This window comes from Bradyrhizobium sp. USDA 241, from assembly GCF_049739505.1.
Classification (GTDB): Bacteria; Pseudomonadota; Alphaproteobacteria; order Rhizobiales; family Xanthobacteraceae; genus Bradyrhizobium; species Bradyrhizobium liaoningense.
The window spans coordinates 765,328-785,214 of record NZ_JBMGPZ010000004.1; the positions used below are offsets into that span (position 1 = coordinate 765,328).

At 64.3% G+C, this 19,887-nt stretch carries 17 protein-coding genes and 2 pseudogenes; 9 read left to right on the top strand and 10 right to left on the bottom strand.

The window, feature by feature from the left end:
* The first annotated feature begins 229 nt into the window (after positions 1-229).
* On the top strand, positions 230-1,573 hold the full coding sequence (locus ABIF91_RS13370; protein ID WP_208086440.1) for an IS1380-like element ISBdi2 family transposase: 1,344 nt from the start codon (positions 230-232) through the stop codon (positions 1,571-1,573).
* 125 nt (positions 1,574-1,698) lie between these two features.
* On the opposite strand, the gene ABIF91_RS13375 is transcribed toward ABIF91_RS13370, so the two are convergent.
* Positions 1,699-1,980 carry a hypothetical protein gene (locus ABIF91_RS13375; RefSeq protein WP_424579193.1) on the bottom strand — a complete coding sequence of 94 codons (282 nt, stop codon included), beginning with the start codon at positions 1,978-1,980 and terminating at the stop codon, positions 1,699-1,701.
* Positions 1,981-2,353: 373 nt separating this feature from the next.
* On the opposite strand from ABIF91_RS13375, the gene ABIF91_RS13380 reads away from it, so the two are divergent.
* Positions 2,354-3,745: a peptidoglycan-binding protein gene (locus ABIF91_RS13380; protein ID WP_028181652.1), complete on the top strand. Its 1,392-nt coding sequence runs from the start codon at positions 2,354-2,356 to the stop codon at positions 3,743-3,745.
* Between the two features lie 143 nt (positions 3,746-3,888).
* On the opposite strand, the gene ABIF91_RS13385 is transcribed toward ABIF91_RS13380, so the two are convergent.
* The 5 genes from ABIF91_RS13385 to ABIF91_RS13405 form a co-directional block, all read right to left on the bottom strand.
* On the bottom strand, positions 3,889-4,581 hold the full coding sequence (locus tag ABIF91_RS13385) for an AprI/Inh family metalloprotease inhibitor (RefSeq protein WP_028181651.1): 693 nt from the start codon (positions 4,579-4,581) through the stop codon (positions 3,889-3,891).
* The gene (locus ABIF91_RS13390) at positions 4,581-5,570 is read right to left on the bottom strand and encodes a 2-hydroxyacid dehydrogenase (protein ID WP_028181650.1); all 990 of its coding nucleotides are present in this window, start codon (positions 5,568-5,570) and stop codon (positions 4,581-4,583) included. Before ABIF91_RS13390 ends, ABIF91_RS13385 begins: the two co-directional genes overlap by 1 nt.
* Positions 5,570-6,388: an ABC transporter permease gene (locus ABIF91_RS13395; RefSeq protein WP_028181649.1), complete on the bottom strand. Its 819-nt coding sequence runs from the start codon at positions 6,386-6,388 to the stop codon at positions 5,570-5,572. Before ABIF91_RS13395 ends, ABIF91_RS13390 begins: the two co-directional genes overlap by 1 nt.
* Positions 6,385-7,230: an ABC transporter ATP-binding protein gene (locus ABIF91_RS13400; RefSeq protein ID WP_028181648.1), complete on the bottom strand. Its 846-nt coding sequence runs from the start codon at positions 7,228-7,230 to the stop codon at positions 6,385-6,387. Before ABIF91_RS13400 ends, ABIF91_RS13395 begins: the two co-directional genes overlap by 4 nt.
* 200 nt (positions 7,231-7,430) lie before the next feature.
* Complete coding sequence (locus tag ABIF91_RS13405) at positions 7,431-8,453, bottom strand: ABC transporter substrate-binding protein (protein ID WP_028181647.1); 1,023 nt, start codon at positions 8,451-8,453, stop codon at positions 7,431-7,433.
* 135 nt (positions 8,454-8,588) lie between these two features.
* On the opposite strand from ABIF91_RS13405, the gene ABIF91_RS13410 reads away from it, so the two are divergent.
* The 6 genes and pseudogenes from ABIF91_RS13410 (at position 8,589) to ABIF91_RS13435 (ending at position 14,895) form a co-directional block, all read left to right on the top strand.
* Positions 8,589-9,398 (top strand): creatininase family protein, encoded by an 810-nt coding sequence (locus ABIF91_RS13410; RefSeq protein ID WP_035670889.1) that lies wholly within the window; start codon positions 8,589-8,591, stop codon positions 9,396-9,398.
* Between the two features lie 139 nt (positions 9,399-9,537).
* Positions 9,538-9,800: pseudogene (locus tag ABIF91_RS13415) on the top strand (hypothetical protein).
* 237 nt (positions 9,801-10,037) lie between these two features.
* Positions 10,038-10,505 (top strand): annotated as a pseudogene (locus ABIF91_RS13420) (IS110 family transposase); the annotation flags it as partial.
* A 93-nt stretch (positions 10,506-10,598) separates the two neighbouring features.
* Positions 10,599-11,867 carry an IS256 family transposase gene (locus tag ABIF91_RS13425; RefSeq protein WP_038952271.1) on the top strand — a complete coding sequence of 423 codons (1,269 nt, stop codon included), beginning with the start codon at positions 10,599-10,601 and terminating at the stop codon, positions 11,865-11,867.
* A gap of 61 nt (positions 11,868-11,928) precedes the next feature.
* Positions 11,929-12,474 carry an IS110 family transposase gene (locus tag ABIF91_RS13430; protein WP_051394009.1) on the top strand — a complete coding sequence of 182 codons (546 nt, stop codon included), beginning with the start codon at positions 11,929-11,931 and terminating at the stop codon, positions 12,472-12,474.
* Positions 12,475-12,963: 489 nt separating this feature from the next.
* A complete protein-coding gene (locus ABIF91_RS13435; protein WP_051394008.1) occupies positions 12,964-14,895 on the top strand; it encodes a carbohydrate porin in 1,932 nt (643 codons plus the stop codon).
* 8 nt (positions 14,896-14,903) lie between these two features.
* Here ABIF91_RS13435 and ABIF91_RS13440 read toward each other — a convergent pair whose 3' ends face one another.
* The 3 genes from ABIF91_RS13440 to ABIF91_RS13450 form a co-directional block, all read right to left on the bottom strand.
* On the bottom strand, positions 14,904-15,095 hold the full coding sequence (locus ABIF91_RS13440) for a hypothetical protein (protein ID WP_424579194.1): 192 nt from the start codon (positions 15,093-15,095) through the stop codon (positions 14,904-14,906).
* A 72-nt stretch (positions 15,096-15,167) separates the two neighbouring features.
* Positions 15,168-15,635: a TSUP family transporter gene (locus ABIF91_RS13445; RefSeq protein WP_424579195.1), complete on the bottom strand. Its 468-nt coding sequence runs from the start codon at positions 15,633-15,635 to the stop codon at positions 15,168-15,170.
* A gap of 116 nt (positions 15,636-15,751) precedes the next feature.
* On the bottom strand, positions 15,752-17,827 hold the full coding sequence (locus ABIF91_RS13450) for a methyl-accepting chemotaxis protein (RefSeq protein WP_424579196.1): 2,076 nt from the start codon (positions 17,825-17,827) through the stop codon (positions 15,752-15,754).
* A gap of 245 nt (positions 17,828-18,072) precedes the next feature.
* Between ABIF91_RS13450 and ABIF91_RS13455 the strand changes: the two genes are divergently transcribed.
* On the top strand, positions 18,073-19,368 hold the full coding sequence (locus tag ABIF91_RS13455) for a hemolysin family protein (protein WP_028181726.1): 1,296 nt from the start codon (positions 18,073-18,075) through the stop codon (positions 19,366-19,368).
* A 105-nt stretch (positions 19,369-19,473) separates the two neighbouring features.
* Here the strand turns inward: ABIF91_RS13455 and ABIF91_RS13460 are convergent, their stop codons facing one another.
* On the bottom strand, positions 19,474-19,713 hold the full coding sequence (locus tag ABIF91_RS13460) for a PilZ domain-containing protein (RefSeq protein ID WP_028181725.1): 240 nt from the start codon (positions 19,711-19,713) through the stop codon (positions 19,474-19,476).
* Between the last annotated feature and the right edge of the window lie 174 nt (positions 19,714-19,887).

Consider the following 19,887-nt stretch of genomic DNA (forward strand, 5'->3'; position numbering starts at 1 on the left):
AGGCTGAGCACCTACCGCGTCTAATAGGCCGCTCGCGCCGGTTTCTTTGGACGCGGCACGACCGCGACTCCACGTTTCGGCACAGAAATGATCGGGAGTCACTCAATCTTTCTTCAACTTAACCCGTCTTATTCGTAAGAGTGCGCCTGAGGGGTAAAGCGCTGATGCGGCGTAGGATTCGGTTGCCAAGCCAACCCCATCACCTCCAACCGCGAACGCCACGCCCGCCATGACCGACGATACGATTCCGCCCTTCTCGTTTCCAGCCGTTCACGCCAAGAAAGTCACAGCTGCCTTCGATGGTGGGCGCCTAACCTCGAACGGGGGCGTGATGCTTCTGGCGATGGCCGAGCGGCGTCTCGGTTTGGCCAACAATCTGGCCCGGGTGTTCCCGGATCGGCGCGATCCGACGCGGGTCGTGCACAGCCTGGTCGATATGTTCCGCGCTCGCATGTTCGCGATCTGCTGCGGCTACGAGGACGCCGACGACCTCGATCATCTGAGGTCCGATCCGGCATTCAAACTGGCCTGCGGTCGCCTACCGGACACGGGCCGGGATTTGTGTTCCCAGCCGACGCTGTCGCGGCTGGAGAATGCTCCGCGCCTGCGCGACGTGATCCGGCTGACCTACACTTTGGTCGACGCATGGATGGATAGCTACCCGCGCGAGCCGGCATCCGTCACGCTCGACATCGATGATACCTGCGACGTCGTCCACGGCCATCAGCAGCTCTCGCTGTTCAACGCTCATTATGACGAACGCTGCTTCCTGCCGATCCACGTCTACGACACGGAGAAGAGCCGGCCCGTGGCCGTCGTGCTGCGGCCCGGCAAGACGCCGGGCGGCGTCGAGGTGCGTGCCCATCTGCGCCGCCTGGTACGGCATATCCGGACGCGATGGCACAACACGCAAATTACGTTCCGTGGCGACGGGCACTATGCCCGGCCGGAGGCAATGGCGTGGTGCGAGACCAACGGCATCGACTACATCTTCGGTCTGTCCGGCACCAAGCCTCTCGCCAGAAAAGTCGACGAGGTCGCCGACGACATCCGCACGCGACGCGCCATCGAGAACCTGCCGGTTCTGCGTGGCTATACCGAGACGCGCCACAAGGCAAAGTCCTGGGATCGCGAACGGCGCACTGTCGCCCGTATTGAGGCGACGATGCTCGGCCTCGACATCCGCTTCGTCGTCACCAGCCTCGATGTCGGCTCGGCCGAGTGGATCTACGACAGCCTGTATTGCGCGCGCGGCCAAGCCGAGAATCTGATCAAGCTGCATAAGACGCAGCTCGCCTCCGATCGCACCAGCTGCCGTTCGGCGCTCGCCAACCAGGTCCGTCTCGTGCTCCATACGGCCGCTTATTGGCTGATGCTGACCGTGCGCGACGCCATTCCCAAAGCCCGGGAATTGGCCGCTGCCGAGTTCGCGACGCTGCGTCTTCGGCTCTTGAAAATCGCCGCCCGTGTCGTCGAGACCACGAGCCGCATTCGCCTTGCGTTTGCCGCGGCATGTCCCGAAGCCGACCTGATCTGCGGCTTGCCCGGCGCGCTGCTGCCGCTCGGTCCTTGACCGGCGGGGCGTCCGCCCCCGTTCGCCCAACCCATCCCTCAAGCGCGTTGCAAAGTACCGGTCGTCAGGCGGCGAAAAGCCGAAGGCAATCCTGTGCGCCTCGTCAGACAAGATGTGCGGCCGCATCAATCGGGCCCAAAAGCCGCACTCTCACGAATAGGACGGGCTAGCTTGTAGGCACCGAGCGGGTCATTGGCGGCGGCCGATTTCTGAAACCACCCCAAAGCCTGGCTGCGATCCTGCTGCGTGCCGATGCCGTTGTTGTGCATCATGCCGACATGATATTGCGCCTCGGCATCCCCGCGATTGGCCAACGCCACCATCGCATCGAAGGTGCGGGCGTCATCCGCGCTGGCGGGCATCGCGAAAAGCAGAAGGCACGAAAAGGCCAGGGCAACGAACTTCATGTCAAAGCCCGATCGAGTTTGAACCATTCCATCTTGGTCGCCCGAGGCGGAAGAAAAGTTCGAAATCCGTAAAAAAATCCGAAATCTGCGATTATTGGCCTGAGCCCGTCTCGTCATGCTGGGCCGTCCTCGCCGGACCGTCTCGCCTCGTAACCGGAGGGATGGCCGCGTCGGTGCCCAGATCGGTCGCCGTGCCGCGGTCCCGATTCCACCGATGATTTCCCGCCGAAGCTGTAAGCCATTTCACATGCTCCGGGCCGGCGACCTGCCAGATTTCGGGAGATCACGCTGGAGTCACGGGCTGATCACGGCACCTGGTTCACTTTGGCTTGCACGGAGAGTCGATCATTCAGTCAATTTGCGGGAGCGGAAAATGATCTCATTCGAAAGATTGAAAAACGAGTATGAGCGGAATTGGGCCGGTCTCGAGATCCGGGCCGGACGCCTGGCCGAGGCGAATGCAGTCGCCCGCAAGGCCCTCAACGGCAAGGCGACGTATCAGCAGATCGAGCGGTTGACGGGCGTCCCCTGGTTCTTCACCGCGCTCTGCCACTACCGCGAGTCCAACTTCGATTTCGACACGTATCTCGGCAATGGCGAGTCGCTTCATCGCGTGACGAAGCTCGTTCCGAAAGGGCGCGGCCCCTTTGCCACGTTCGTGGACGGAGCCGTGGACGCGTTCAGAATCCAGAACTTCATTGGCGCGAACGATTGGAGCATTGCGCGGATGATGTTCCGGCTCGAGGCGTTCAACGGCTTCGGTTATCACTCCAAGGGCGTCAACTCGCCCTATCTCTATGGCGGCTCGACACTGTACGGCCCGCCGGAGGCAAGGGCGGGAAAATTCGTTCGCGACCATGTGTTCGACTCCGATCACGTCGATTCGCAGCTCGGCACGGCGGTGATCCTGCATGCGATGATGTCACTCGATTCCTCGATCACGCTCGACGGCAGCCCGCAATTCGCCGGCCGCAGCGAGCCCGAGGACGACGTGGCCTCGACGGTCATTCTCATGCAGCAGGCGCTCAACAAGCTCGGCGCCAACCCGCCGCTCGCCGAGGACGGCATCAGCGGACCAAAGACCCGAGCCGCCGTCTCGCAGTTTCAGGAACAGAACGGCCTGAGGGATACCGGGCTTCTCGATGCGGCCACGGTCGCCGCGATCACGCGCGCGACGCAGCCTGGAGGCCCGGTGCAGGCGGTCGACCTGTCGCAGATCCTGAAGCGGCTGGAGGACCTCGCGCAATTGCTGCGGCCATCAGCCGGCGGCACGACGCTGCCGACGACCGTGCCGAGCAGGACATTGCCTGCGACGAATGACCCGATCAGCCTGTTCGAACGGCTTTTCTCGCTCATCAACCGGACGGCACCCGTGCCGGGACCGGTCGCCCCGGCGAGCCCCGCCCCCGTCGATCAGCTGAAGCAGGTCGTCGACCTGCTCAGCACTCTCCTCAACACGAGCAGAGGCAAGCCCATGCTGGGCCAGGTCAACGGCGCGCTCGGCGAGACCGTCGGCAAGCTGCTCGACGGCAAGAAGACCGCGCTCGGCATCGGCGGCTCGCTGCTCACCGCGCTGCTCTCGTCGGTGACGGCGAGCCCCAACGCCGGCGGCCTCGCCGGACTGCTCGGAACGATCGTGACCGCCGTGCCCGGCATCAGCCAGTTCGCGATGCCGATCTCGCTCGCGCTCGCCGTCTGGGGCGTGCTCGGCAAGATGGAGAAATGGTCGCAAGGCACCGCACCGCCACCGAGAGTGACGACGTAACCTGCGGCCATCCTTCGAGACGCCCGCCTCCGGCGGGCCCTCAGGATGAGGTCGCGTTACGCGGCGAGATATCGGACCCTCATGGTGAGGAGTCCGCCAAAGCGGGCGTCTCGAACCATGCAGGCCGAGTACGCTCGCGGTGCCTATTGCCGCAGCATGATCAGGGGATCGGCGGTGTCGGGGACGCGCCGCCACTGCGCGTGGTCGTCGGCCTCGAACTGCCAGGCCTCGCCTGATTTCGACATCAGGATGATCTGGCCGCGCTCGAGGCGCCATTGCGTCGGGTTGAACTGCGCAATCGTCGCGTCGCATTTCGGCTTGAGGAAGACCTGGAAATTGTCCGAGTCCGCCTCGGTGTTGGTCAGCGTCAGCCCGCAGACCGGCTGGCCGTTGCCGCGTACCATCGACCAGTCGCCGATCATCTGGTCCATCGACTTGGCCATCGAACGCGCGGCGGCGAGATCCTGCAGGATGTAGACGCCCTCGCCCTGGCGCAGGCCCTCGAAGATGCCGGCCTCGACCTCGGTGAAGTCGATCACGGCTTCCCCGGTCGCGTCCTGCAAGCGGACGATGTCGAGGCCCCTGACGTTCCAGGCGACGATGTCTTTCGTGAAAGGCAGCGCGGTCTTGCAGGCCGGCTCCAGCTCCAACTTGAAGCCCTGCGCCGCCGCATCGCTCTTGAGCGTGACGACGCAGGTCTTGCTGCGCTCGGTGGTCGAGAGCTCCCACTGTCCGGGCATCTGCTTCTTCAGGCTCGTCGCATCCTGTGCATGCGCAAGGCCGATCGCGGCCAAGCAGGCCGCGACGGTGAAAGCAACGACCCGAAGAGCTCTCATCAGCGCCCCTTGACCGGCGTTTCCGCAACCGGCGTCAGCGGCGCCTTGCCGGCAAACCAGGCCTTGAGATTGTCGACCACGAGCTGGTCCATCGCGTTGCGCGTCACCACCGAGGCCGAACCGATATGCGGTAGCAGCACGACGTTCTGCATGGTCTTGAGCTCGTCTGGCACATTCGGCTCGGCCGCGAACACGTCGAGGCCGGCGGCGAGGATGGTGCCTGATTTCAGCGCCTGGATCAGCGCCGGCTCGTCCACCACCGAGCCGCGCGCCACGTTGACCAGCACGCCGCGCGGTCCGAGCGCCTTCAGCACCTCGGCATTGATCATCTTGTTCGTGGCGGCGCCTCCGGGCACGATCACCATCAGCGTGTCCACCGCCTTCGCCATCTCGAGCAGGTCGGGGTAGTGCTTGTAGGAGACGTCCTTGGACGGATTGCGCGAATGGTAGACCACCGGCACCAGCGAGGCGTCGAGCCGGCGCGCGATGGCCTGGCCGATCCGGCCCATGCCGACGATGCCGACCTTGCGGTCGCGCAGCGAGCCGACGCTGAGCGGATAGTTCTGCGTCTGCCAGAGGCCGGAGCGCACATAACGGTCGGCCTTGATGAACTCGCGCAAGGTCGCGATCAGAAGGCCCATCGCGACGTCGGCGACTTCCTCGGTGAGCACGTCGGGCGTGTTGGTGACGACGATATTGTTCTCGGCCGCGTATTTGGCGTCGACATGGTCGTAGCCGACGCCGAAGCTCGCCACCATCTCCAGCTTCGGCAGCTGTGACAGCGAATCCCTGTCCGCGCGCACGGTGTGATAGGTCACCGCGACGCCGCGGATCTTGTCGCGGACCGCCGGCGTCAGCCGCTCGAGATCGCCGCGTGTCTCCGCCTTGTGCACGACGAAATGATCGGAAAAGCCGTTTTCGAGAATCGGCCGCACCGGCCCATAGATCAGAAGGTCGATCTTTTCGGACGAAATCGAACCGGCAGCCATCAGTTTTCCTTTCCAAGCGCGCTCTCATGCCAGCGCCGTAAAACGAGGTGGGAAACTAGCGCCAGCACCCCATAGATGACAATCCCGGCCAGCGACAACAGAAGCAGCGCTGCGAACATGCGGGGTATGTTCAAGCGATAGCCGGACTCGGCAATTCTGTAGGCGAGGCCGGAGCCGGCACCGGCTGTTCCCGCCGCGATCTCGGCCACGACCGCGCCGATCAGCGACAGGCCGCCGGCGATGCGCAGGCCTCCGAGAATGTAGGGCAGTGCCGCGGGCAGCTTGAGAAAGCGCAGCGTCTGTGGCGGCGAGGCACCATAGAGCTGGAACAAGCCGGCGAGATTGCGATCCACCGAATTCAGCCCGAGCGTGGTGTTGGACAGCACCGGAAAGAAGGCGACGATGAAGGCGCAGACCACGACCGCGGTCTGCTGCTCCAGATAGATCAGCAGCAGCGGCGCGATCGCGATGACGGGCGTCACCTGCAGGACCACGGCATAGGGGAACAGGGAATATTCCACCCATTTCGACTGGTTGAACAGCAGCGCCAGCGCGATGCCGCCGATGCTCGCCGCGAGGAACCCCTCGAGCGTGGTCAGCAGCGTGGTGGCGAGCGATTGTGACAGAACCGCCCAGTCCTTGATCAGCGTCAGGACGATGACGGACGGCGCCGGCAGCACGTAAGGCGGGATCCCTTTGAGGCGGACCACGAGTTCCCAGGCGACGAGGCCGGCCGCGAACACGATGACGGGAAGCACGAAGCGCATCGCGCGCTGCGCGCGGGACGATCCCGCGGTGATGGGAGCTTGCGCGCTCATAGCGTCGAGCGTCCCGAATAGGACGGTGCCAGCGCGGCCGACACTCTTCGGCAGTAGTCGGAATAGGCGGCCGAGGTTCGAAACTCCTCCCCGCGCGGCTCGACCGTCTCGATGCGGATGTCAGCCTGGATGCGGCCGGGCCGGGCCGTCATCACCACCACGCGCTGCGACAGATAGACGGACTCGAACACCGAATGGGTGACGAAGATGACGGTCTTGCGAAGGCGGCGCCACAGGGCGAGCAGATCGTTGTTGAGGCGGAAGCGCGTGATCTCGTCGAGGGCTGCGAACGGCTCGTCCATCAGGAGGATCTCGGGGTCGGTGACGAGCGCGCGCGCCAGCGACACCCGCATCTTCATGCCGCCGGAGAGCTCGCGCGGATAGGCATCGGCAAAATCGGCGAGCCCGACACTCGCCAGCGCCTCGTCGGCACGCGCGCGCGCGTCTGCCTTCGGCACGCGTGCGAGCCTCAAGGGCAGCCGCACGTTCTCGCGGACGCTGGTCCAGGGCATCAGGGTCGGTTCCTGAAACACGAAGCCGATGCCATGACCTGGTTGAACATGACCTGGTTGAACATGGCCGGGCTGCACCGAACCCTCGTGACGCGCCACCCGCACAGTGCCCGATGACGGCGCACTCAGCCCCGCGATGATGCGCAGCGCCGTCGACTTGCCGCAGCCGGACGGGCCGAGCAGCGAGATGAACTCGCCCTTGCGGACGGCGAGGTCGAACGGGCCGAGTGCCATGACGCCGTTGTCATAGGCCTTCGTCACGCCGCGCAGACTGACGGCAAGAGCCGTCAGGCTGGCCTCGACGGCGGGCGACGTGCTGCGCTCTACCATTGATCGATAACTGCAGCGTTTCGGGCGCCTTTCACCTCTCCCCATCGGGGAGAGGTCGGCGCGCAGCGCCGGGTGAGGCGGATCAGGGCCCACGAGGGAGCGCAACCCCTCACCCGCATCGCATCTGGCGATGCGATGCGACCTCTCCCTTCGGGAGGGGTGCAGGACGCCGGGCCACCTTCGCCGAATCGCAGCATGCGCTAGGGCTTGTTCGGGCGCAGCTCGATGCCGACGCCCTTGTTGATGAAGCGCAGCGTATAGGACTTGCGGAAGTCGAGATCCGCCTTCACGACGCCGGCCTTCACCATCTTGTTGAAGAAGGAGGCGTAGCGCTCGTCGCTCATCGCGCCGATGCCGTTCTTCAAGCTGTCGCCGGAATCGACGATGCCGTGCTCCTTCATCTTGGCGACGGAATAGATGAGCAGATCGTCGGTCATCTCCGGATTGAGCTTCTTGATCAGGGCATTGCCGGCGGAATTGTCGCGATAGATGTAGTTGTACCAGCCGATCATGGAGGCATCGACGAAGCGCTGGACCAGGTCGGGCTTCTTCTCGACGATGTCGCGGCGCGTCTCGATCAGGGTCGAATAGGTGTTGAAGCCGTAATCGGCGAGCAGCAGCACGTTCGGCTTGAAGCCGGCGGCCTTCTCCACCGCGAAGGGCTCGGAGGTGACGTAGCCCTGCATCGCGCTCTTGGGATTGGCGATAAAGGGCTGCGGATTGAAATTATAGGGACGGACGTTCTTCTCGCTGAAACCATATTCGGACTTCAGCCACTGGAAGTAGCTGGTCATGCCCTCCTTGGAGACGAACAGCGTCAGCGGCTTGAGATCCTCGATCTTCGTGACCTTGGCGTCGGGATGCGTCAGCATCACCTGCGGATCCTTCTGGAAGATGGCGGCGATGGTCACGACCGGGACGTTGTTGGCGACGGCGTCGAACGACATCAGCGTGTTCGCAGCCATGAAGAAATCGATCTTGCCGGCGATCAGCAGCATGCGGTTGTTCTCGTTGGGACCGCCGGGGACGATGGTGACGTCGAGCCCGTATTTCCTGTAGGTGCCGTCGGCGACCGCCTGGAAGAAGCCGCCATGCTCGGCCTCGGCGACCCAGTTGGTGCCGAAGGTGACCTTGTCGAGCGTTTCGGCGCGCGCCGGCACAAAGGGCACGATAGCGGCCAGCAAACCCGCAATTAACGCTCGCCGCAGATGAGAGGGGGTCATGATGGCACTCCGTCGATCATGGCTGGCCGATGTGAAGGCAACGCGATAAAACCGCATGACATCAGGGGACGCGAACCGGCCAGGCCCGCATCCCCTCATACCCCAAATTACGTGACAAATTCGGGCAAAGAAACCTTGAAGACGCCCTCCCGCGACTGGATCGATATCGACTGGGCCGATGCGGGCCCTGCGGAGGTGTCGCGCTGGATCGCGGTGCTGCCGCTGGCGGCGACCGAGCAGCACGGTCCGCATCTGCCGCTCACGACCGACGTGCTGATCGCGGAAGCCTATCTCGCGCGCGTGCGCGCGCTGCTGCCCGAGAGCATTCCCGCCGGATTTCTCCCGGTTGAACCGGTCGGGATTTCCACCGAGCATATCGACTATCCGGGTACGCAGACGCTGCCGACCGAAATTGCGCTGAAGAAATGGACGGGGATCGGCGAGGACGTTGCACGCCGCGGCGTGAAGAAGCTCGTCATCGTCACCAGCCATGGCGGCAACAGCGCGGCCATGATGCTGGTGGCGCAAGACCTGCGCGCACACCAAAAATTGTTCGTGGTGACGACGTCATGGTCGCGGCTGTCGGGCGCGGACAGATTGTTCCCGGCCGAGGAAGTGCGTCACGGCATTCACGGCGGCGCGGTCGAGACCTCGATCATGCTGGCACGCTATCCCGATCAGGTGCGCATGGATGCGATCGCGGATTTCCCTGCGAGCAGCGTCGCGATGGAGAAGCAGTATCGCTGGCTCTCGACGCAGCGGCCCGCGCCGTTCGCCTGGCAGACGCAGGATCTCAACCCGAGCGGCGCGGTCGGCAATGCGACGCTGGCCGTGGCCGAGAAGGGCGAGCAGCTGATCGACCAGGGTGCACGCGCCTTCTGCGAGCTGCTGAGCGAAGTCGATAACTTCGACGTGAACAGGCTCGCCAAGGGCCCCCTCGGCTAGCCGGCATCCTTCTGGATTCATTCGGGAAAGGTCGAGTCTTCGCAGCCACGTTTGCAGTTTTCGAACCGGATGCGAAGAGCCTCCGTCCAACTGGGCATGCGGGCCACAACAGACCGCCTCAACCCGGATGGAGTTTCACATGTCGATCAAGACCAAGATTGCCGCCGCAGCTCTCGCTGCCCTCGCCGTCACCGGCAGCATCGTGTCCACCACCTCTTCTGCCGAAGCCAAGCAGCCCGGCTGGGTCTGGGGTGTCGGCGCCGGCATCGCCACCGCCGCTGTCGTCGGCTCCGCGATCGCCGCCAGCAACGACCCCTATTACACGGCTATCACCGCTGCGGCTGGGTCGCCCAGTACAACGCCTTCGGCCAGTACGTCGGCCGCGTTCGTACCTGCTACTGATCTGGGTATCTGAGGCCGATCTCTCGTGGATTCCGTGTCCGACACGGGCGCCTCATCCACCCCGTGTCGTGCCCCCGACCCCGCCCGGCTGTCCCCCCGGGCGGGGTCATTCGTTTCGAGCCCAGGGCATCGTTGCATCTCCGTCACAAAGCAGTGCGAAGCCGATGGAGTGGACGCCCCCCGACGGCATCGATTGTGCCAAAGTGCGGGTGTTGAAACCCGGTAAGGAGGACGTCCATGGACGACGAGGTTAGCATCATCGGTTTAGATTTGGCCAAGAACGTGTTTCAGGTCCACGGCGCGGGGCAGGACGGAAGGATGATCCTGCGTAAAAAGCTCAACCGCAGCAGATTGCTCGAGTTTTTCGCCAAGTTGCCAAGGTGTGTGGTCGCAATGGAGGCCTGCGCCAGCGCCCACTATTGGGGACGGGAGATTGGTAAATTTGGGCACGAAGTCCGGCTGATCCATCCCTCCTACGTGAAGCCCTTCGTTAAGCGTCAGAAGAACGATGCCGCGGATGCGGAAGCGATCGCCGAAGCCGCGTCTCGACCAACGATGCGCTTTGTCGGCGTCAAGAGCGCCGAGAAGCAAGCCTCTTCCATGGCATTCAAGGTTCGTGATCTCTTGGTTCGACAGCGTACACAGGCGATCAACGCTTTGCGCGGACATCTTGCGGAATACGGCTTGATCGTGGCTCAGGGGAGCTATGGCGGAATCTGGGTGATGACGGTGTGAGGAAGGCGGCGTATCGAGGCGGGTGACGAGCCTGCCAGAACCTCTCGAGGAGAGCGATACGCCATGACCGAGACTACCAATGTTCTTGCTTTCCGTCAGCCGTCCGCGGTTGATGATCCACTGACCGATATCGTTCGTGCCGGCGCGCGGGACCTGCTTGCCAGGGCGATCGAGATCGAGGTTGGCGCGTTTCTGGCCAGCACGGCCAATCTGACGCTGCCCGACGGTCGAGCGCGCCTGGTCCGACATGGGCACGGTCCGGTGCGCGAGATTGCGACCGGCATCGGTCCGGTGGAGGTCGCTCGTCCCAAGGTCCGCGACCGCGGAGCGAGCGGGCCAGGCGACCGCCTCCGCTTCAGTTCGGCAATCCTGCCGCTATGGGCGCGGCGGACGAAGAGCCTGGATGCCTTGATCCCGGTCCTCTATTTGCGCGGCATCTCGACCGGCGACTTCCAGGAGGCGCTCTCGGCGCTGCTCGGCAAGGATGCGCCGAACCTGTCGCCTTCGGTGATCGCCGGCCTGAAGGCCGATTGGCAGGTCGAGTACGAACGCTGGCAGAGACGCGATCTGTCGGCGCGTCGCTATGTCTACATCTGGGCCGATGGCGTGTACCTGCAGGCCCGCATGGAAGATCACAGCGAATGCATGCTGGTGCTGATTGGCACCACGCCGGAAGGCAAGAAGGAGCTGATCGGCTTCCAGGTCGGCGTGCGCGAGAGCGCGCAGAGCTGGCGCGAACTCCTGATCGACCTGCGGCAACGCGGGTTACGGATTGCCCCGCAACTCGCCATCGGCGACGGCGCCCTCGGCTTCTGGAAGGCACTGGACGAGGCCTTTCCCGGCACGCGGCACCAACGATGCTGGTGCCATAAAGTGAGCAACGTACTCGACAAGGTCGCCAAATCCGTGCAGGGCCCCATGAAGAACGACCTGCGGAACATCTATCTGGCCCCACACCGGGCCGAAGCTGAAACCGCGATCGACGTCTTCGTCGAGAAATACCACGTCAAATACGGACGTGCGGTGGAGTGCCTGATCAAGGATCGCCATGCGCTGCTCGCCTTCTTCGACTTCCCTGCTGAGCACTGGATCCACCTACGCAGCTCGAACCCGATCGAGAGCGTCTTCGCCACGGTGCGCCACCGAACGGTGCGGACCAAGGGATCGCTGTCGCAACAAACTGCGAAGCTGATGGTGTTCAAGCTCATCGACGCCGCATCGAAGACCTGGCGGCGATTGAAGAGCACGAACCAGTTGCCGAAAGTCATCGCCGGTGTAAAGTTCATCGACGGAATCGAAGTCATTCCGAACACTGAAAGCCACGCCGCCTGATCAGGCCGCGTCACCCAAAATCAGCCATAGCTCGGCTCAGGGCGTCAGACATATCCCCCGATTGCATGAGCTCCTGACAATATATCCGGACCTGCCCGATCTCGCTCGTGGCCTTTGCCAGACTCTCTTGAAGCACGTGGAATCCCTGTCGGAGCAGATTGCAGAGCTTGAGAAGGGACTGCGAGTGCGCGCGAGACAGGACGAGGTGGCCTCTCGCTTAATGACCATTCCGGGGATCGGGGCAATCTGCGCCACAGCGATAGAGGCCTTGGCGCCCTCGGCGGAGACCTTTTCCAAGGGGCGTGATTTTGCGGCCTGGATTGGTCTCACGCCCAAACAGAATTCTTCCGGAGGCAAGGACAGGCTTGGCAAAATCTCCAGGATGGGCCGGCGAGATCTCCGACGGCTCCTCGTGCTTGGTGCCACCGCCGTGGTGCGATGGGCAAGACGATATGGACCGCCAGCAGGATCCTGGCTCGCGAGAATGCTCTTGAAGAAGCCACCAAAGCTGATCGCGGTCGCTCTAGCGAACAAATTGGCGCGTATCGCTTGGGCCTTGATGGTCCGCGGTGGCGCTTATCAAGCTCCAGCGTCTGGCGCTGCGTAACGCAGGGCCAGAAGCCGAGAGACGTCGGGAATGTGGTAAGGTCTAACGGAGGATTATGGGCAATCGGTCAGGGACTGGGATTGGAAGAATCAACAGGTGGATGAGTGCCAGAGAGCACGCATAGCCGAATTGGATCCAATCCACGCATTCCATAAGGGCCCGCGACGTGTCGAGGTCGCATCACGAGGCCGGACACACGTCAGCACCCGACCACATGCCTGTTCCGAAGTTAAATTTTGCTTGCATTTAGTGGGGCGGAACCACTTCAGTTGCAATTGCGAATTAATTGCAATAAGATTAGCATGGGCACTTGGGACTAGGTCGCGCCGGATCGCGTGGACGACCGAGGCCTGATGACAGGGCGCCGCGAATCGGCAGGGATAATCGCGGCAGGTGGAATACATTCGCGTTTTGGGGGCGTGCGTTTTGACGTTGAGAGGTCACCGTTACAGGTACTTGCGGACGGCTGCGGCGATTGCCTCGGGCGTGATGGCTCTTCCCGCCGCCAGCCGCGCGGCCGATCTGCCGCTGAAGGCACCCGCCCTGAAAGCCGTCTATGACTGGACCGGCCTCTATATCGGCGCGCATGCCGGCTTCACCCGCGGCACATCCGCGGCAACGCTGGCCGATCCCACCGTCGCGACCGACAATCACGTGTTCAACGGCATGACCGGAGGCGTCCAGGCCGGCTACAACTGGCGCCTCAACTCAGGTTTCCTGCTCGGCGTCGAAGGCGATATCTCCTTCCCGAACTACCTCCCCTCCAATCACGTCGTGTCATCGGCGGCGAGCGCGCTGTCGAGCGCGGAGGAGCGCTGGGACTATGTCGCGAGCCTGCGCGCGCGGCTCGGCTATGCCAGCGGCAACTGGCTGTTTTACGCGACCGGCGGCGCTGCCTTCGCCGGCGAGCGCTTTCTCTCGACGCCGACCGGCGGGAACGAAGAGAAAGTGTTGCACACGCGCTTCGGCTGGACTGCCGGCGGCGGCGCCGAATACGCCTTCGCGCCGCACTGGAGCGCGCGGGTCGAATATCTCTACAGCAAGTTCGAGAACGCCAACGTCACCTTTCCCTCCGGCGGGCAATATTCGTCGTCGATGGATTTTCACAGCCTGCGCGTCGGCCTCAATCGCAAGATCGACTGGCCGGGCGTGCCGACCTACGACCCGAAATCCGACGTCACCGACACCGAGTCCAGCCGCTGGGAGATTCACGGCCAGTCAACCGTGCTCGGGCAGGGCTACCCCGCGTTCCACGCGCCCTATACCGGACCGAACAGCCTGCTCCCGTCGCCGGATTTTCAACAGACCTGGAGCAATTCGCTCTATCTGAATGCGCGGCTGTGGGACGGCGGCGAGGTCTATTTCAACCCCGAGCTGCTCCAGGGTTTCGGCTTCAACAACACGACCGGCGCCGCGGGCTTCCCCAACGGCGAAGCGCAGAAGTCCGGTTTTCCCTATCCGCACTTCAACGCCTCGCGATTGTTCGTGCGTCACACCTTCGGCTTCGGCGGCGAGCAGGAGGAGCTGGCCAGCGGCCAGTTTCAGCTCGCCGGCAAGGCCGACGTCTCGCGCCTGACCTTGCAGGTCGGCAAGTTCTCGGTGGTCGACGTGTTCGACGGCAATGCCTACGCGCACGATCCGCGCAAGGATTTCATGAACTGGTCGATCTGGGCGTCCGGCGCCTTCGACTATGCCGCCGACAAGCTCGGCCTCGGCTATGGCGCCACCGCCGAATTGAACCAGAAGCAATGGGCGTTGCGCGGCGGCTACTTCCTGATGGATGCCGTCTCCAACTCCAACAATTTCGACATGAATATCGGCCGTCGCGGCGAGTACGTCGCGGAGCTCGAGTTGCGCTATTCGCTGTTCGGCCAGCCCGGCAAGCTGCGCACGCTCGGCTTCGTCAACAGCGCTTTCTCCGGCAGCTATCGCGAGACGCTGGACAATCCCGCGTTCGGCGTGGACATCAGCCAGACCCGCCGCGGCCGCCTCAAATACGGCTACGCGTTCAACCTCGAACAGGCCATCACCGGCGACATCGGCGTGTTCGGCCGCTGGAGCTGGAACGACGGCCGCAACGAGATCATGGCCTTCACCGACATCGATCGCAGCCTGTCCGGTGGCGTCTCGGTCAAAGGCACGACATGGGGCCGGCCCGACGACGTGGTCGCCATCGCGGGTGCCGTCAACGCCCTGTCGCAGGATCATCGCGACTTCATCGCCGCCGGTGGTCTCGGCCCGCTGATCGGCGATGGCCGGCTCAACTACCGCCGCGAACGCGTGCTGGAGACCTATTACGCCTACGCGCTGAACAAGGCGCTGACCTTCACCGCCGACTACCAGCTCATCGTCAATCCCGCCTACAACGCCGATCGGGGACCGGTGTCGGTGTTTTCGGGGCGGCTGCACGGGGAATTCTGAGCCGCGGCTCAGAACAACAACGCGACGCCCGAGACGAACAGCAGCGCCAGCACGATCTTCCGGAACGCGGCCTCGTCGATCCGGCCGAACAGTTGCAGCCCGAGCCACGCCCCGGCGAACAGGAACGGCAGGCCGAGCGCGAGCAATTTTGCCGTATCGAGTGAGAGCGATCCTTTGACACCGAGCCAGAGTGCCGCCATCGCGAAGACTGCGACTGCGACCGGCTGGAACGTGGCACGCTGCGCTGCCTTGGGCAGGTCCCGCAGATTGCATCAGATGGTGACAATGATGCCGGCAAGGCCTGTGAGGCCGCCGAGCAGTCCGTTGGCGAAACCGATCGTGATGTCTGCGGCCGGCGATACTTCACTGGCCAGCTTGAGCTGCGGCCGGAAGAATGCGTACAGGCTGTAGGCAATCAAGATGGCTCCAACCGCGATGCGGACACTCTTCGGATCAGCCCAGGTCAGAAGTGACACTCCGGCCGGCACGCCGACGACGGCGCCGGCGATGAGGGGCCACAGCCGCCGCCAGTCGAGCGCCGCGCGAAGCTTCCAGACCGAATAGCTCTGCACCAGGAGGCCGAAGCCGACGATCAGGCTGGCACTCTGAAGCGGCGTCAGCACGTAAAGCCACAGCGAAGACGCGACCAGGCCAAAGGCGAAGCCGGAGAGGCCGGCGACGAACGCGCCGGCGAAGGTGGCCAACAGGAAAAGCGGAAGCTCGATTGCGATCCCGTCCATTGCTCGCTCCATAGATCAGCGAGCAGCACTTGCGTGGGATCACCACTTCACGGGGAGGCTGCGACATCCCCGGGCTGCAAACCTAGGTGAAGTCGCTTCCTCCCACAACGACATTTCTACGCGGCCCGGATCGCGTCCAGGAATTTTCCGACCTCGACCTTGAGACGACTGCTCTCGCCGGACAGCGATCTGGCCGACGCGAGCACATTGGAGGAGGCCGATCCGGTCTGGCTCGCGCCGCGCTGCACGTCGACGATGCTGGCGGAGACCTGCTGGGTGCCGCGCGCGGCCTGCTGCACGTTGCGGGAGATCTCCCGCGTCGCCGCGCCCTGCTCCTCGACCGCCGAGGCGATTGCGGACGCAATCTCGGACATGCGCGTGATGGTGTCGCCGATCGCCTTGATGGCGCCGACCGAATCCTCCGTTGCGCTCTGGATACCCGCGATCTGCTGACTGATCTCGCCGGTGGCCTTGGCGGTCTGCTCGGCCAACGCCTTGACCTCGGAGGCGACGACGGCAAAGCCGCGTCCGGCCTCGCCGGCGCGCGCCGCCTCGATGGTGGCATTGAGGGCGAGAAGATTGGTCTGGCCCGCGATCTGGCTGATGAGTTCGACGACGTCGCCGATCCGGCCCGCGGCCCTGGCAAGCTCGCCGACATGGTCGTTGGTGCGCCCGGCCTGCTGCACCGCCTCGCCGGCGATGCGCGCGGAATCCTGGACCTGACGGCTGATCTCGTCGACCGACGAGGCCATCTCCTCGGCCGCCGCGGCAACGGTCTGCACGTTCGTGGAAGCCTGTTCGGAGGCGGCCGCAACGGTCGCGGTGACATTCTCCGATTGCGCGGCGGTGCTCGTCAGCGTTCCCGCGGACGCTTCCAGCTCCGAGGAGGCCGACGAGACGGTGTTGATCACGTCGCCGATCATGGCTTCGAACTCGCGCGCGATCTGATCCACGCGCTGGCTGCGCTTGAGCTTCGCTTCCGCTTCGACCGCGGCAGCCTCGTCGGCGGCCTTCTTGGCGAGCAGCGAGTCCTTGAAGTGCTGGAGCGAGCCCGCGACCTGGCCGATCTCGTCGTTGCGGCCCGTCGCCCGAATCTCGACCTCATGCTGTCCGGCGGCAAGGGCGCCGATCACGTCGGCGATCCGGCCGAGCGGCGTCACCACGCGCCTGCGCAGCATCACGGTCACGCCGCCGAGCGTTCCGAGCAGCGCCAGCACGGCAACAGCGGCCAGCGCGAGCATTGCCAGCGCGCCGTCGCGCGCGGCCGAGGCGCGCTCGGCCGCTTCCGCCAGCGCGGCGTCGCGCACGCCGTAGAACATCTGGATGGCCGGCACGATGACCTTCGCCAGCTCGTCGGCGGTGGCGCCGTACTTGCCGTCACTCCGGGCTGCAGGAAGCTCCCTGTCCACGGCAACCGCTGCCTGTCCAAAATAGGATTCCGTTGCCGCCTTCAGCGCGGCAGCGATGCGGGACGGATTTCCGAGCTGGTCGATCCCGGCCTCGATGCGCTCGCGGTCGGCCTCCACGCGCCCCTGCATGCGGTCCATCAGCGACAGCTCGGCCGCGGTGAGCGGGCGGCGTGCGGAGAGCGCCGGGGACAGCGTGGCCGCGCGGCTGCCGGCCGAAACGCGCAGATCCTGCGCCGTTCGCGCCAGGCTCAGGAGCGCCGCAAGCGAGGAATCGGCATTGATGACCTTCGCTTCGAGCCGGTTCATGACCGGTTCGATGTTGCCGAGAACCTCGGCAACACCGGGCAGGAAGCCCTTTATCGCGGTGCTGTCGCGCGCCGCCAGGGGAACGCTCATCGCGCAATCCGCAGCGGTGGTGATCTCCTTCAGCCGCCGCGCGGCACGGTCGAGATTTTCGGCGATCGCTCCGCCGTCGTCCAGCACCATGATGGCGCGCCTTGCAGCGTCCAGGCCCCCCTCGGCCGTTTTCGTAGCCTTCGCGGCAGCTTCGAGCTGCGCCTGCGTCGCAGCGCCTTCCTGGAAGATCGGTCCGATGTAGGGAGCGCGAAGGCTGGCGAGGTGCTGGCTGGCCATCAGCGTCGCACCAAAGGCGTCGACGGTCTTGATCGCGTCGGAGCGGTTCGCGAAGATGCGCGTCTGAGGTATCAGCACCTCGGCGCCAAGGATGACCGCAAATACCGTCACCGTCAGCATCGACAGCGCGAAAAGCTTCCCGATCCGCATCCTGATTTCCCCGAATTGATTTCTGCAATGTCGAAAATCTAGCGGGCGGCCACTAAGGGGGCGTTAAGCAACGATCCGTAATTCCGCGGAGTGTCAGGTCGTCGCGGCTGGCCCCGGGGAACACTGTCGGACGCCAGTTCCCTTCGGTGCCTGAATCCGCGGAATCACCGGCATCTCCCCACCGAATACCTATATCAATGGCTTGCGCCGTCATCCGGCCACACATGCTTACCTCCGGAAGGTCAATGCTCTCGCTCGAACTCGTCATCGTCGTCGTCCTGATCGTCATCAACGGCCTGCTCTCCATGTCCGAACTGGCCGTGGTCTCGTCGCGTCCGGCGCGGCTGTCGCTGCTGGCGGCCAAGGGCGTGCGCGGCGCCGAGCGGGCGCTGACGCTGGCCGCCGATCCCGGCAAGTTCCTGTCGACGGTGCAGATCGGCATCACGCTGGTCGGTGTGCTCTCCGGCGCATTCTCGGGCGCAACGCTCGGACAGCGGCTGACGCAATGGCTGCTCGAGCTCGGCCTCTCCAAGGGCATTGCCGACATCGTCGGGGTCGGGCTCGTGGTCACGCTCATCACCTACGCCACCCTCATCGTCGGCGAGCTGGTGCCGAAACAGGTGGCGCTGCGCGATCCCGAAAGCATCGCGGTCCGGGTCGCGCCCGCGATGCACACGCTGGCGAAGATATCGCTGCCGCTTGTTTTTCTGCTCGACCTCTCCGGAAAGCTGATCCTCACGTTGCTCGGCCGCGGCGGCAAGGCCGAGGAGAAGGTGTCGGAGGACGAGATCCATCACCTCGTCAGCGAGGCCGAGAGCGCTGGCGTGCTCGAGCCGGGCGAGAAGGAGATGATCGCGGGCGTGATGCGGCTCGGCGATCGTCCTGTTGGCGCCGTCATGACGCCGCGCACGGAGGTCGACGAGATCGACCTGAACGACGATCCGGCCGCCATCCGGGAGATCATCGCCAAGAGCCCGCATTCGCGCTTTCCCGTCTCCGACGGCGACCGCGACAAGCCGATCGGCGTGCTCCAGGCCAAGGACCTGCTGGTGGCCTATATGAACGAACGCACGCCGGATCTGCGCGCGCTTGTGCGCGAGGCGCCGGGCATTCCGGTGTCGGCCGATGCGCGCGACGTGCTGACCATCCTGAAAGCGGCTCCGGTTCACGTCGGTTTCGTCTACGACGAATACGGTGCCTTCGAAGGCATGGTGACGGCCACCGACATCCTCGAGTCGATCGTCGGCGCCTTCCATTCCGAGGCGGGACCGCCGGAGCCGGCCTATGTCAGGCGCGCCGACGACTCGCTCCTGATCTCCGGCTGGATGCCGGTCGACGAATTCGGCGAGCTGCTCGGCGTCGAATTGCCGCCGCACCGCTACAACACGGTGGCGGGCCTGGTGCTGCAACAGTTCAACGCGCTCCCCAACGCCGGCGACGCCTTCGATTTCCGCGGCTGGCACATCGAGGTGGTCGATCTCGACGGGCGGAGGATCGACAAGATCCTGGCGAGCCGGTTGAGTGAGGTCGAGACGGGGTGAATTGAGCGATAGCAAGCCGCAAAGTTAGCTGTCGTCCCGGATCGGCGCGCGCTTGTCCGGGACGTCAGCTGAGTTGTGGCTCGAGCGCGCGTCACACAGCGAGCGTCACCCGAACCTCACCCCGATCCGCTTTTCCTTGCGCCAGACCACCGAGCAGGACAGATGCGTTCCGTCGGCCTGCACGAACAGAGTGAAATGCTGGGGGATGCCGACGGGGCTGGTGACGTCGAGTGCGGCGCCGGTATCGGAGAGATTGCGAACGGTGCAGTCGATCGCGCCGCCGCCGAACTCGATGGTTCCGGCCTTCAGCACGCGGTGCCTCGATTTGCTGCGTCGCTCGTCCATGGGCGGAATTTACACCCAAAGCTGAACCAAACGTTAAGCGCCAAAGCATGATCCGGAAAAGTGTGCAGCGGTTTTCCGAAAAGATCATGCTCAAACAACAACCTGAAGCGCGATGAATTTCTGCGACCGGAATCCTACCCCCGCGGGTCACTTCAAATTCCTCCGGGTGTGGTC

Coding starts and splice junctions, on each gene's coding strand:
- ABIF91_RS13400 (WP_028181648.1), bottom strand. CDS start 7,230: ATGGTAGAGCGCAGCACGTCGCCCGCCGTCGAGGCCAGCCTGACGGCT.
- ABIF91_RS13375 (WP_424579193.1), bottom strand. CDS start 1,980: ATGAAGTTCGTTGCCCTGGCCTTTTCGTGCCTTCTGCTTTTCGCGATG.
- ABIF91_RS13405 (WP_028181647.1), bottom strand. CDS start 8,453: ATGACCCCCTCTCATCTGCGGCGAGCGTTAATTGCGGGTTTGCTGGCC.
- ABIF91_RS13445 (WP_424579195.1), bottom strand. CDS start 15,635: ATGGACGGGATCGCAATCGAGCTTCCGCTTTTCCTGTTGGCCACCTTC.
- ABIF91_RS13370 (WP_208086440.1), top strand. CDS start 230: ATGACCGACGATACGATTCCGCCCTTCTCGTTTCCAGCCGTTCACGCC.
- ABIF91_RS13440 (WP_424579194.1), bottom strand. CDS start 15,095: ATGGCGGCACTCTGGCTCGGTGTCAAAGGATCGCTCTCACTCGATACG.
- ABIF91_RS13450 (WP_424579196.1), bottom strand. CDS start 17,827: ATGCGGATCGGGAAGCTTTTCGCGCTGTCGATGCTGACGGTGACGGTA.
- ABIF91_RS13395 (WP_028181649.1), bottom strand. CDS start 6,388: ATGAGCGCGCAAGCTCCCATCACCGCGGGATCGTCCCGCGCGCAGCGC.
- ABIF91_RS13455 (WP_028181726.1), top strand. CDS start 18,073: ATGCTCTCGCTCGAACTCGTCATCGTCGTCGTCCTGATCGTCATCAAC.
- ABIF91_RS13460 (WP_028181725.1), bottom strand. CDS start 19,713: ATGGACGAGCGACGCAGCAAATCGAGGCACCGCGTGCTGAAGGCCGGA.
- ABIF91_RS13435 (WP_051394008.1), top strand. CDS start 12,964: ATGGCTCTTCCCGCCGCCAGCCGCGCGGCCGATCTGCCGCTGAAGGCA.
- ABIF91_RS13385 (WP_028181651.1), bottom strand. CDS start 4,581: ATGAGAGCTCTTCGGGTCGTTGCTTTCACCGTCGCGGCCTGCTTGGCC.
- ABIF91_RS13380 (WP_028181652.1), top strand. CDS start 2,354: ATGATCTCATTCGAAAGATTGAAAAACGAGTATGAGCGGAATTGGGCC.
- ABIF91_RS13390 (WP_028181650.1), bottom strand. CDS start 5,570: ATGGCTGCCGGTTCGATTTCGTCCGAAAAGATCGACCTTCTGATCTAT.
- ABIF91_RS13425 (WP_038952271.1), top strand. CDS start 10,599: ATGACCGAGACTACCAATGTTCTTGCTTTCCGTCAGCCGTCCGCGGTT.